Origin of the sequence: Ligilactobacillus sp. RTP31139st1_D10_RTP31139_211217 (assembly GCF_040226755.1) — a bacterium.
Lineage (GTDB): Bacteria > Bacillota > Bacilli > Lactobacillales > Lactobacillaceae > Ligilactobacillus > Ligilactobacillus animalis.
On the sequence record NZ_JBCOAR010000001.1, the window covers coordinates 66412 to 79532 of the forward strand.

A 13121-nucleotide genomic window follows, 5' to 3' on the forward strand; every position below is an offset into this window, starting at 1 on the left:
TTAAAAGTCACGTTATCTATCTTACCGTATCAAATGGATAACTATCAATATAAATTAATATTATCTTGAACTTGGTAGATCTCGGATAAAGTGTCATCAGCAAAAACTTTGTACATTTCATCAAAAGTCTTTGCTAGGTCTTGCTTTAGTAGATCACGTTCAGGCAACCAGAAGATCTCGCCTTCACTTGATGATTTAAGTTCACCTGAAAATTTAGTTGCGCGATAAAGCAAAACTATGTAGCGGGTCTCGTTGACAAAAAATTGTTTGATCCCACAAAGTTTAGGGTCTAACAAGGTCAAGCCTGTTTCTTCAAAAAATTCCCGGATCATTGCTTGGTGAAATGATTCACCCGCTTCAACATGTCCGCCTGGAAAAGTGATCCCTGGCCATTCCTTTTTACGGCGGTTTTCAACTAGCACTTGTTCACCGTTGCGCAATAAACACATATTGGTGAGTTCGATCGTCTCGGTTCGTGCCATTAAATTCACTCCTTTATATAACGCTGAGAAACGCATTTAAACGCAGCGTTCATGTTCTACTTAATAGATTATCAATCTTAGTGCAAAATATCAAACGATATTATTTGTCGAACATACATTCTATATTATACACAAATATCGGTAAAATGGGGATGATTTTGGCTAAAAAACTTCCAACTTCCGCTAATGTTAATTTGCGGAAGTTGGATTTTAAGGCATAAAAATAGTGCGATCAGTAATTGATACCGATCACACTAGCTATTGTTAATGTTTATTTTTATAGATCATAATTTCCCCAACTACCATAAAGCTCACCATCATCCCCAATTCGAGTAACCATGAATTTTTTAAACTAAAGAGCTGCAACATTGCAGTGGCAAGTAGTGAGCCACTTGTATTGGCTAACATTAAAACAAATCCCAACAGACTTTCAACTCGGGTCAAATGTTCTTCGCCGATTTTTTGAACCAGATCTGTCGTGAACTTAGGTGAAAGGTATCCACTGATAATAGTTGTGGCTAACATAATGACCAAGACGATCAATAACGGTCCCCGATAAAAACAATTGAGTGTAGCCAAGATAAGGCATAAAAATTGCATCATCATTAATTGTTCATAACTTAATTTTTCAAGCCAATTAAATCTTAAAAAGGAACCGACAAATAAACCTAGGGTCATAACAGCCTGTAGTACGACTAGAGTTTGTGCAAAATTACCAAAACGTAAATTTGCATCTACAACCATCGCAACTGTCAATATCAAATAGTAGCTAACATAAACTAATTTAAGGGATGTCATGACCCACATTGTTTGAAGGGCATGTTGTTTATGCATATAGTCATAGGCGGCTTTCATCTTCTTTAAAAAATCAGATACTGAGAAATGCTGATTTGTCGGCATGACACTTTTGACCGTATCATCGAATTTGATCTTTTTTAAGAAATAAAGACTTAAAGCAAATGTTACAGCGTTAAATAACGCAAGTCCAAAGAAATCATCAGGAAACCAAACTAACCAACTCGCTCCTAGTAACTGACCAAAGACTAAACTTAGCCCAAATAAGACGATCTCAAGTGAAGTCACGACCCGGCGTTCATCTGGGGCGACCCAAGTCCTGGAAAAAGGGATGACATATTATTGATATAACTATCAAGATTGTCGGACACAACATTAGCCAAGATGATAAAAACAAATACCGCGAGCAGCATTTTGTATTTGAGCATTACAATGGCAAGAACGATATATATCAAAACTTGGATGACATTTAAAATAGCAGCTTTCTTGAGACGTTTGGTCTCACGGTCAGTCATATAGGCCAAGATCGGATCGATCCAACCCGGAATTCCACCTAACACGTTGACCAGTGAGATCGCCAAGGTACTGTATGTTTGTTTAGAAGCTAAGGTCAACATAGCTACATTATAAAGTGCACTACCGATGCGATTGACGGTATTAGCACAGATCATATTGCGTAAATGTTTCTTTTCTTTTAAAACGACTAATAACTTAGTATTTGATAATTCCTTTAAGTTCATAATTTTTCCCCTTTTATTTATTTTTTGGAGCGATATATCGCGATTTCCCCACCTATCATAAAGCTCACTAGCATCCCCAGTTCGATCAACCAGCTTAGCCTTAAGCCAAAAAGTTGTAAGCAGATCGTCGCTTGTAAAATACCAACTGGATCAGCGAGCAACAAAATAAAATTATTGAGGCTTTCTACCCGCGTTAACTGTTCTTCGTCGATCTGTTGAATGAGATCGGTATAATACTTAGGTGCCATATAACCACTGAGAAGCGTACCGATCAATTTTAAAATCATAATATTGATCAACGAGAGTCCCAGAAAGCAACTGAGTACAGATAGAATAATAGTCATGTTGCTCAGCATGATAAATTGCTCATAATTTATTTTTCTAACCAACTGATCCGTAAAAACGCCCCTAAGATCAACCCTACAAATGAAATGGACTGCCAGATAGCCAAAGTTTGCGCGTAACTGCCAAAACGCAAATTACTAGTCGAGACCATTGCTACATTCAGCAATAACAGAAAACTCGCATAAGTTGCTTTGCCAATTGCTAATAACCAGATCATTTGTAGCAGATGTCTTTCTCGCATATGCCCATATGCGAGTTTCATTTTTTGAAAAAAGTCTTTGATCGAGAAACGTGCTTCTGCGGTTAGAGTTTTGACCGTATCATCGAACTTGATCTTTCGAAGAAAAAACAACCCCAGCGCAAAAGTCAAGGCATTCAACAATGAAAGACCAAAAAACTGATCAGGATATAAAGCTAGCCACGCAGCCCCTAAAAGTTGACCGAGAACTATGCTTAAACTAAATAAAACAATGTCCAAAGCAGAGATCACACGACGCTCGCTGTGATCGATCCAAGTCTTTGAAAACGGAATAAACATATTACTAATGTATCCATCGATGCTATCAGATACCACGTTGGCTAAAAGAATCACAATAAATAAAGCTAGAGGCATTTGATATTGCAACATCAAAAAAGCGATCACAAAATAGATCCCAACTTGGATCCAATTAAGTAAAGTAGCTTTTTTTAGTCTTCTTGTTTCACGATCGGTCAAATATGCTAGTACCGGGTCGAAAAAGCCAGGTAAGTTCTCCAATAATTTAACAAGCGTAATCGCTAAAGTACTATATGTTTATTTAGAAGCTAAGGTCAATAAAGCCAAGTTATATAGCGCACTTCCAATACGATTGACTAACTTAGTACAAAGCAAATAACGTACGTGTTTCTTTTTTCGCAAAATAACGATCAATTTAGCATTGGTCACTCTCGTTAAATTCATAACTTTTATCCCCCATTAATAACCTTTGAAAACCAACTAAGTCATTCTACTTACACGCAAACTGTAAATATTTTCCTCATAACAGTGTTCCCCTAACTGCACACTTTGTAATTATTTTAATTATAATAATTAGAAATTATTTATATGTAATCTGATATATAGATGCTATAAAAATTAATATCTAATAATTTGATAGGCGATATTTACAGTTTATTTCACAGATACTATAGCATAATACTAATAAAATAAATAATATATTTATAATTAAAAATATCTAATTGTAATTTAAAATATGCCCAGGGGTGTACTTTCAATGTATTGCTATAAAAAAACGCTGGCCTAAGCCAACGTCTACTTGAAGATCGCATCACTGATCCGATCACTACTCTTGTTATTTAAACTGTTCAAATGATGGGCATAGATCTCAGTTGTCTGAATGTTAGTATGCCGCAAAAGTTGTTGGGTTTCCTCCAAAGTCGCGCCATTCAATAAGTTGAGGGTGGCACTGGTATGGCGTGTGCTATGGGCCGTCAAACGTGGACTATTATAACCGGCTGCAATAAAACATTGCTTGACGATCCCACGAATACTTCGCGTCGAAAGGCGTTTGCCTAAATTGTTATTGGATGTCGAAGCAAATAACGGTGCTTGACTATTGAATTCTTTCCGGACGCGTAAGTACTCACGGATCGCATTTTCAACGTGATCAGGCATTCGGATCGGAGCATCTTTTTCGATATGCCCTTTACCTTGAACATATAAAACAACAACATCACCACTAACACGCATATCTTCGATGTTAGCTCGTCTGACCTCGATCGTCCGCAAAGCCATCGTCAACATCAAAGCCAACATAGCATAATCGCGTTTGCCTTTGAGTGTACTCCGATCGATGTTTTCTAAAACTGACGCAGCTTGTTTGGAAGTCAGATAATCTTTTTTATGTTCCGTCCCTAGCTTTAAACCTTTGACATTTTTAGCAATATCGCGGTAAAAACCCATTTCTTCGGTCCATTTGAAAAATTGCTTGACTGCCATTAGATAATTTTGGACCGTTGTTGGCCGTAATCCCATTGCTAGTAAAGCTTCACGATAGTTTTTGACATCTTGCGGAGTCGGCTCTGTGATCTGTTGTTGGTCGGTGTAATTAAACCATTGTTTTAATGAGGTTTTATAAGTACGGATCGTATTTGGTGAAGCATCGATAAAATCGATAAAGCGTTCTAAATAATCAATTTCAGCTAATTGTGTAGCTTGACTAGTTTGTAGATCCATAAAATTTCCTCCTGTTAGTTGTTAGATCCCCAGCTTAAAATAAGCTGGGGATCGTTTGTTTTTCACTAAAGTTAAAGTAACTTTTTATTTATCGCATTTTATTTTGATAAGCGATCACTTCTTGCTCATAACCATACTTTTCATTATACTGGGCTAATAATTCTTGATCATGCGTATAGACTTTGCCTGTTGTCAAAAGTTTTTCGTAAAGTTCAAGGTATGGAATGTGGGCTTTTTTAGCTAATTCCAATTCTTTTTGGTAATCGTAGGCAACTTTACAAAAAGATATCCCACCAAGTCCATACTCATCGATCTCTAGCAAAGCATACTGCGCTCTAAGATCAGCTTGGAACTTTTTCCAATCACAAAAAGGCTCGCCGACCGAACCGGGATTCAATACGATCTGTTCAGCGGTCGTATACCGCATCAGTTGGTGGTGAACATGCGCATAGACCGCTAGATCAGCTGTGATCCCCTCTAAAACGGCATCAAATTCTGCCTGTGGTCGCGTAGGATATAGCTTTTGACCGTAATTTAGATCTGGCAAGTTATGTGAGACACTGATCGTCAAGGGACCACGTGTTAGCGTCTGTTGGATGGGATTTGTAGCTAAAAAATCTAATTCAGCTTGCCCTAGGTCTTGACCGCAAGCCATTGCTAATTTGGAAAAATATACATGGCTAGGTTTGGTCAATTCGATCTTACCAGCTAACCCGTGTAATAACAGATCATCCCAATTGCCCCGGATAAACACTGTTGGCTGTAATGACTGCAGCAATTCCAAGATCTGTTTTCCCCCAGGTCCTGGCATCAAAATATCACCTAAGACCCAGACCTCATCAACTGCTTTAGCTTTGATATCGGAAATAACCGCCTCCAATGCAGTCAAATTACCATGGATATCCGAAATTATCGCTATTTTAGCCATCAAACCATCCCTATCTTTTAATCATTTACCAAATTGTTAGTCTTTGGTTTCAATAATTTCATACATTTGCGCCGTTCTTTGACTACTGCCGTTTGCATCTCTTTATTTGACCACTCGACTACCGGTGCAAATTCATATTTAACATACATATTTTTGCCTTCAAAACGTACATTCAAAATGGCATCGATCTGGACCCAGATCCCGGTACTTTCATCATAGATAAATTCCCCGACTTCAGAGACCTCACGAAATTCGTGCGGTTGATACATAATCTCGGCTTGGGTCGTCGTGTATTCCGCCGACAGATCCGGTGTTTGGAGCTGTTGACATAAACAGTCATAATAGATAAACTCACCCGCAGACCGTGGAGCAACTTTGATACTTAAAATGTTTATTACAACAAATGTTGCTTTACGATAATTGACAATATCGCCAATACTGATCACTTCATTTGAACGACGCCTAACCCGAATTTTTTCTAACATTGACTTTCCCAGCTATATAAAATGTGAAACAACATAATCTTTATTAATTATACTTGCGAAAGAAATATAGTTTTTCCCTTCCTAAACTTGAGGCCTGCATCTAACGAACCGTGAGCAACTCTCCCCGCACATTTTTAACTTTCCGAACAGGTCACTCCAGCTAAATAGCAGATCTCAGTATACGAACTGATTCCATAATAATATACTATCATTTTTCCTAAGTTTTAGCTATAACTTATGGAAACGTTTTAAAAATATAGCTAAAAAATACTCGCCAATATCTCCGGCGAGTATCTCTTACTTAGACATTATTGGTAAATTTCTTTTTTCTTGGGCGCCAATTTAAAGCTAAAACAGCAATAATGACCAAAAATGAGCCTAACAGATCGGCTCCGCTGAGTTGGAGCCCAAAAAAGATGATCGAACCGATCGTTGCTGCGATCGGCTCAAAGGCATCTAGCATACTGGCTGTAGTTGGGCGGATGTATTTCAAAGCATTGGTAAAGAGCTGAAACGGAATGATTGTTCCTAAAACAACTACAGCTAAAACTAATAGTACTAATTCTAATGTCAAAGGAAATGACTCAAATTTTGGATGGATCACGGTCAACCCGATCCCGGCGATCAATAAGCCCCAACCGGTCACAGCCGTTGAAGAATAATGTTGTAATAAACTGCGGGGAATCAAAGTATTAGCTGCTCCACCAACTGCTGAAAGCAATCCCCAGATCAAAACGGCCGGCGTGATCACTAATTGCGTCAGATCACCATGCGTTGCAAGCAAGGCTACACCTAAAAATGCTACCAGCGCACTGATCAGTTCGATCCGGCGTGGTCGTTGTTTTTGAAAGACCGCTAAATATAAAATAATGAAAAATGGTCCAACGAATTGCAAGATCGTCGCGATCGAAGCATCACCTAATTTGATCGCCATAAAATAACAAAATTGTACTGGAATTATTCCACCTAATCCGTAAGCGATCGCAGTTTTTGCACTTTGCTTATTTTGCCAAAGCGCTAATGGAGCTTCCTTTTTATAACTGGCTAAAGCTAATAAAACTAAGCCCCCACTGAGCATCCGGATCTGACTCAATAAAAGTGGGGTCAATCTAGGTTCGAGCTCGAAGATAAATTTAGCAAATAAGCCCGACACGCCCCAAAGAAAAGTCGACAGGATCGTCAGCAGCGTCCAGAGTTTTTTTTGTTTCGTCATTTGTTGTCCTCACTATCTAAAAAATTCCAAAGAAAAGAGCTGAGAGATCTTCTCAGCTCAAAGTGACTGTATTAATCAGTCAAGTTCATCAGTTTTTGGCTCAGCTCGATTTCAACTGGGGTGGCATTACTATTTTCAAAAGTTATCTCACCGCCTGTTTGGTTAGGTGAAAGTAATTGCTTTTGCGTCAATAAATGCTTCAATTCGCGAGCCGCACCTGCTCCTCCGTCAAAAACAGCAACATCTTTTCCAATAATATCTTGGATCGCCTTTTTAACGAATGGAAAATGCGTGCATCCCAAAACAACTGAATCAACGTTTTCTTTATACGGTGCTAATATATCTTCTAAATATGCATATAATTCTGATGAATTTAATTCACCTTTTTCGACAAACTCAACTAACTTAGGGGCTGGTAACTTGATGATCTCACCTTGGTCTGAAAAGCGTTCCATCAAGTGATTGAATTTTTCTTCCTTTAAAGTCAATGGAGTCGCCATTACTAAGACTTTAGAATCCGTTTGATGCAAAACAGCTGGTTTGACAGCTGGTTCCAGTCCTACGATCGGAATTTCGGGATACTTTTGCCGTAAATACGTGGCCGCAGCACTTGTCGCAGTATTACAAGCGATCACGATCGCTTTGACTTTCTTTTGCTGGATAAAGTCCTCTACGATTGCTTCACTCAAAGCTTTGACTTCGGCTACACTTTTGGTACCATAAGGGGCATTTTTCGAATCCCCAAAGAAATAATAGCGCTCATTTGGCATGAGCTTATAGATCTCACGTAAGACACTGATCCCGCCGAGACCTGAATCAAATACTCCGATCGGAGCTAAAGCCTTGTTTTCCGTCATCACTATTCCTCATCTCTACTGCATTATTCACAATTAAATATTCTAACACTTTTTGGCAGTGAGGAGTAGTCTTAATAATTATCAGTAAATTTTTTAATGCGTTCACTTGCTTGGTGTAAGTCATCCATCGAAGCAGCATAACTCAAACGCACATACCCTTCGCCACCTTGACCAAATGAAACACCCGGGATCAAAGCGACTTTAGCTTCTTTGGCCAATTCGCGGACAAACTTCCAAGAGTCATGTCCACATTTAGCGGGGATCTTAGCGAATAAATAGAAGGCACCATCTGGTTGGACTACTTCAAATCCAGCATCTTCTAAAGCTTGGCGCATAAAATCACGTCTAGCTTGATATTCCTTCCGCATGCTCAAAGCATCATCTTTTCCTTTGGTCAACGCTTCTAAAGCAGCAAATTGAACATTTGTCGTTGGTGCTGTCACCATATATTGATGTGCTTTGACAACTTGTTCACTAAAATCCTTTGGCCCTAAAATAAAGCCCAAACGCCAGCCGGTCATCGCATGTGATTTCGAAAGCCCGCCGATCACGATCGTATTTTCAGGTAAGAAACTGGCTAAGGAAACATGTTGTCCTTCATAAGTCAATTCAGCATAGACTTCATCACACAAAGCCCAAATATCATATTCAGCGATCACTTTAGCCAAAGCAGCTAATTGTTCTTTTGTATAGGTTGCTCCAGTTGGGTTACTTGGGTAGACTAAGACAACTGCTTTGATATTTTTATCTTTATTTTCTTCTAAAGTAGCGCGTAATTTTTCAGGCGTTAAGATAAAACCATCTGCGCTCGTATCGACTTGTAAAACATCAGCCCCATTCAACTGGCTGATCGGAGCATAGATCGGAAAAACCGGTGTCGGCATCAAGACTGTATCACCTGGATTTAAAATCGTTTGCAAACTAGCGGCGATCGCTTCTGTTGCCCCCACAGTCGTAATGACCTGTTCTGGCGTGTAATCTAGATCATATTTTTCTTTGTAGTACTTAGCTGCGGCACGGCGTAACTCCATGATCCCCGAATTAGGTGTATAGTGTGATTGATCCGCATTGATCGCCGCGATCGCAGCTCGTTTCACGTGCTCCGGTGTATTAAAATCCGGTTCCCCTAATGTTAACTTAATGATCCCCTCGATCTGACTGACTTCCATATCGAATTGTCGAATGTCTGATACAGCAATGGCTTCGATCTTATGGTTAAATCTAGCTTGCATAAAACATTACCTCACTTTTTTAAATTTACTCTATTATATAGCAGATAGATTAAAATTACCAAAGAATTTTCGATAAATAAAAAATGCAGCCCGTATGACTGCATTTTGGCATAGCGCTTATATCTTAGCACTTCGTTTGGCAAATTCACGATAATAGATCTGTGCGCATATACATACTAAAATGACTTTAACTGCTCCAGGAAGAAGAAAAGGAACTGTTCCCAATAAAAGAGCATTTTCCAAGTTGATATCGCTGATCACAAGTAACCACAAAGAACCACATAATAACTGCATTATGGCCCCAAAACTGTTAGCTACTAATAACCAGCCAAACGTTTGCTTTTTAGCGACTAAGGAACCAACAACTATGACATAAACTAAAAAACCCAGTAAATAGCCCCCAGTATTGCTAAATAAGACACCTAGCCCCCCTTTAAAATTGGCAAAGATCGGTAGACCGATAAAGCCAAGCAATAGATACACTAAAATCGTCTGTAAACTGTATCTTAGCGGTAAGATCGAGGCTAACAAGCCGACCGCCAACGTCTGAAGCGTCAACGGGATCACAGGCAAAGGGATCGTTAACTGTGAACAAACGATCAACAAGGCGAGCATGATGCTAGCTAAAGATATGTAATATAATTTATTTTTCAAATTCAGTCATCCTCTCTACTTCCAATATTATAAGCATACGAGTTTTAGACCCACTTTGTCAACTTTATATAAATAAAAAGTTTACTATATCGCTAAAAAAAGAAGCTAGCAGGCTTCTTTTAGCTAGTCTTCTTGGGTCACGATTATTTTAGTCTCGGGAGCAAACATCGCACGTTGTTCGGGTGTTGGTGCTTGGTCAGTGATAAATAATGAGATCTTATCCAACGGACAAATACGATAGTAGGATTTATTGATAAACTTTTGATGTTCAGCTACCAAAATGACCTTACGAGCCCGTTTGACCGCCATTCCAACGATCTGAGCATCATCTTGATCAAGTAGGTAAGCCCCATTTTCATCGATCCCAGATGCAGCGATAAAAGCTGTATCGAATACAACATTTTGTAACTCTTCGATCGCTAAATTGGAATAGAAATAACGATTCTCATGATTCAAAGTCCCACTCAAGACCTTAACCCGTACTTTATTATGCTCGGCTAAAGCCATGCAATTGTCCAAAGAATGGGTCACGATCGTTAGGGGCATATTAATATTTTGACAAGTCTTCAATAAGATCGTTGACGAATCGACAAAATAAACATGATGCGGTTTAAAATAGGTCGCAGCTGCTAAGGCGATCTGCGTTTTTTGTTTAGTAAAACGCGCTAAACGGCTTTGAAAGTTCGGCACACTACGTCCAAAATCTAACGGTAAGATCCCGCCATGTGTGCGTCTAACTTCACCACGTTTTGCTAATAACACGATATCACGTCGCGCAGTATCTTGCGAGATCCCAAATTCCTGCATGATATCTTTAGTCGATAATTCCTGCCTTTCTTCTAATAATTGTTTGATCAATTCAATTCTCTTTTCTTGACTCATCAAGCGCACCTCTTAACTAATTATCTATAATTATTATACCTTTAGTTATCAGTAATTAAAAGCATTTATAATGATGTCCTTATTTAAAATAGGTAAATTCCCTTAAAAAATAGCTTATTTACCCCCTGTTGAAAAATAAAAAGTGCATACGTCCTTAAATTGAACGCATGCACTTTTACTTAACTAAAACAACTTTTAAGCGTTAAAAGCCGCTTCTAATTGTGGCACGATCTGTTTCTTACGGGAAACAACGCCTGGTAGATCAACTTTGTCAGCTACCAATTCTTTTTCAAAGGCCTTTTCGACCATTTCCTTAGGTTCACCCACAACTAAAAGACGGGTGTTGGAATCCAAGATATTAGTTACCATCAACAAGAACAAGTCATAACCTTCAGCAGCTGATTGTTTTTCGATAGCTTCACGTAAAGCAGCTTCACGTGCGAAAACTTCGTCAAGATCAACAGTGTTTACTTGATCGACACGAACAGTCTTACCACCCATGTCAAATGATTTTGCATCGGCTGTGATCAATTCTTCTTCGGTCTTACTTGCCAAGTTGGTACCAGCTTTAAGCATTTCAAGACCGTATGCTTCAAAATCTACATTAGCGATCTTAGCTAAAGCTTTTGCAGCAGCTTCATCTTTAGCCGTAGTTGTTGGTGATTTGAATAGTAAAGTATCAGAGATAATAGCCGATAGCATCAAACCAGCCAATTTATCTGGGATCTCAACGTTATTTTGCACGAATTCGCCGTAAATGATCGTACTTGTACAACCAACTGGTTCAGCATGATAATACAAAGGTGCAGCTGTTGCAAAGTTAGCGATCCGGTGGTGATCAACTACGTGTGTAACTGTCACATCAGCGATATCAGCAACACTTTGTTGTTCTTCGTTGTGATCGACCAACATTACAGCTTCAACTTCTGGTGCTGCCTTTTCGATCACACGTGGAGCTGGTTCTTCAAAATGTTCTAACACAAATTTTGTTTCTTCATTTGGTGTACCCAAGGCAACAGCTTCGACTTCGTTACCTAAAGCGTTTTGTAAAAATGCGTAAGCCTTAGCAGCTACGATCGCATCTGTATCTGGATTTTTATGTCCAAAAACTAATTCTTTCATCAAAAATATCTCCCATCTAAAGTATTCCTAACTTTAATAATTCTACCACACAACTAGCCAAACTTAAATAACAATAAAAAAGCTCACCCCGATGCTCAGTTGCATCGTGGCGAGCCCGTAACTTATAAGCTTTCTTTGAGACGTGAAACGTAATCTTTTTTAGCTAGATAGCCGTCAAAAGTTTTCAAAAAACTATTGATGCGCGGGATCTGATCCTTACCCCGTCTAAAGACGAAGGCCAAGTCGAACTTGATCTCTGGTTCAAACAATGCCATCCCCATCTCACCATGGTTTTTAGCCGTCACAAATGACATTGGTAGTGCAGTGTAACTACCAGTTCGTTTAGCAAACTCAAAAAGTTGCTCAGGTGTAGCAAAATGCGCTACGCTATTTGGATGATCGACCATCGCATTCTTGTAAGCTTCTCTGATCGTATCATTTAAGTAATATTGTGGTGGATATGTCACCCATTTATTGTTCAACGTATCCTTGAACCGCACCCGTTTCCGTTTTTCTAAGCGTTCATTATTGTGCAAGAAGATCAAGTCTTCAGTGATGATCTTTTTAGTTTCGTATGGTTTCCAGTTCTTGATACTTTCATCTGGAAGATACATTACCGCTAGATCGATCGTATTGTTTTCTAAGCGCTCCCAAATCTCCTTACGCGTCAACATATGTGTGGAGAGTTTGATGCCATTATTTTTTTCGTAATATTCGATTGCAAAATCTGTGAAGACTTGATCCTCGATCGAAGCTAAGATCCCAATGTTGATCGTCCCTTGAGTCGCACTTGTCGACTGTTGGATCTCATCGGCTGCTTTATTTAATGTTTCATAGATCTGGTGAGTTGCATCTAGCATGGTGTAGCCCGCATCAGAAAGGTGCAACTTTTTACCAACTGAATAAAACAGTGGTGCTCCGACCGTTCGCTCTAATTTCTTTATCTGTTGAGTCAAAGCTGGTTGGGTGATCCCCAAGATCTGAGCTGCTTGGGTATAGCTCATCGTTTCAGCTAATTGCAAGAAATAGGTCAACGTCTTTGATGAAAAGATGTTTTCTTGTTGTGTCTTCATATAAGTATATCCTTTCCCGTAGCATTATCCTTCATTAATTCAAATGCCAAATATCTTATCCTTATATAAATAATTATACTATATTATGATAGTAATGT

At 38.9% G+C, this 13121-nt stretch carries 16 protein-coding genes; all 16 read right to left on the reverse strand.

From position 1 onward, the window contains the following. Positions 1 to 44: 44 nt before the first annotated feature. The 16 genes from ABT996_RS00340 to ABT996_RS00415 all read right to left on the reverse strand — a co-directional run bounded on the left by ABT996_RS00340 (position 45) and on the right by ABT996_RS00415 (position 13023). Entirely contained in the window at positions 45 to 482 is a 438-nt protein-coding gene (locus ABT996_RS00340) for an 8-oxo-dGTP diphosphatase (protein ID WP_010689053.1), read from the reverse strand. 264 nt (positions 483 to 746) lie between these two features. Then, entirely contained in the window at positions 747 to 1565 is an 819-nt protein-coding gene (locus ABT996_RS00345) for an MFS transporter (RefSeq protein ID WP_225361394.1), read from the reverse strand. Next, the gene (locus ABT996_RS00350) at positions 1562 to 2017 is read right to left on the reverse strand and encodes a hypothetical protein (protein WP_225361395.1); all 456 of its coding nucleotides are present in this window, start codon (positions 2015 to 2017) and stop codon (positions 1562 to 1564) included. The genes ABT996_RS00345 and ABT996_RS00350 overlap by 4 nt, the downstream gene beginning before the upstream one ends. A 17-nt stretch (positions 2018 to 2034) precedes the next feature. Further along, positions 2035 to 2304, reverse strand: coding sequence for a hypothetical protein (locus tag ABT996_RS00355; protein WP_225361396.1), 270 nt, complete (start codon positions 2302 to 2304; stop codon positions 2035 to 2037). Positions 2305 to 2390: 86 nt separating this feature from the next. Next, positions 2391 to 3119, reverse strand: coding sequence for a hypothetical protein (locus ABT996_RS00360; RefSeq protein WP_225361397.1), 729 nt, complete (start codon positions 3117 to 3119; stop codon positions 2391 to 2393). A 36-nt stretch (positions 3120 to 3155) separates the two neighbouring features. After that, on the reverse strand, positions 3156 to 3302 hold the full coding sequence (locus ABT996_RS00365) for a hypothetical protein (RefSeq protein ID WP_010689056.1): 147 nt from the start codon (positions 3300 to 3302) through the stop codon (positions 3156 to 3158). Positions 3303 to 3653: 351 nt separating this feature from the next. After that, positions 3654 to 4577, reverse strand: coding sequence for a tyrosine-type recombinase/integrase (locus tag ABT996_RS00370; protein WP_035448295.1), 924 nt, complete (start codon positions 4575 to 4577; stop codon positions 3654 to 3656). A gap of 88 nt (positions 4578 to 4665) precedes the next feature. Beyond that, positions 4666 to 5505 (reverse strand): metallophosphoesterase family protein, encoded by an 840-nt coding sequence (locus ABT996_RS00375; RefSeq protein WP_035448294.1) that lies wholly within the window; start codon positions 5503 to 5505, stop codon positions 4666 to 4668. A gap of 17 nt (positions 5506 to 5522) precedes the next feature. After that, positions 5523 to 5990, reverse strand: a complete 468-nt coding sequence (locus tag ABT996_RS00380; RefSeq protein WP_010689059.1) for a hypothetical protein — start codon at positions 5988 to 5990, stop codon at positions 5523 to 5525. Positions 5991 to 6291: 301 nt separating this feature from the next. Continuing rightward, positions 6292 to 7203 (reverse strand): DMT family transporter, encoded by a 912-nt coding sequence (locus ABT996_RS00385; RefSeq protein WP_035448292.1) that lies wholly within the window; start codon positions 7201 to 7203, stop codon positions 6292 to 6294. Between the two features lie 71 nt (positions 7204 to 7274). Next, complete coding sequence (murI, locus tag ABT996_RS00390) at positions 7275 to 8060, reverse strand: glutamate racemase (protein WP_035448290.1); 786 nt, start codon at positions 8058 to 8060, stop codon at positions 7275 to 7277. 71 nt (positions 8061 to 8131) lie between these two features. Continuing rightward, the gene (locus tag ABT996_RS00395; protein WP_035448289.1) at positions 8132 to 9292 is read right to left on the reverse strand and encodes a pyridoxal phosphate-dependent aminotransferase; all 1161 of its coding nucleotides are present in this window, start codon (positions 9290 to 9292) and stop codon (positions 8132 to 8134) included. 117 nt (positions 9293 to 9409) lie between these two features. Then, complete coding sequence (locus ABT996_RS00400) at positions 9410 to 9946, reverse strand: biotin transporter BioY (RefSeq protein WP_010689063.1); 537 nt, start codon at positions 9944 to 9946, stop codon at positions 9410 to 9412. Between the two features lie 123 nt (positions 9947 to 10069). Further along, on the reverse strand, positions 10070 to 10828 hold the full coding sequence (locus tag ABT996_RS00405; protein ID WP_035448287.1) for a DeoR/GlpR family DNA-binding transcription regulator: 759 nt from the start codon (positions 10826 to 10828) through the stop codon (positions 10070 to 10072). 195 nt (positions 10829 to 11023) lie between these two features. Further along, positions 11024 to 11950 (reverse strand): manganese-dependent inorganic pyrophosphatase, encoded by a 927-nt coding sequence (locus ABT996_RS00410; protein WP_035448285.1) that lies wholly within the window; start codon positions 11948 to 11950, stop codon positions 11024 to 11026. 122 nt (positions 11951 to 12072) lie between these two features. Next, complete coding sequence (locus ABT996_RS00415; RefSeq protein ID WP_035448283.1) at positions 12073 to 13023, reverse strand: LysR family transcriptional regulator; 951 nt, start codon at positions 13021 to 13023, stop codon at positions 12073 to 12075. Positions 13024 to 13121: the final 98 nt, after the last annotated feature.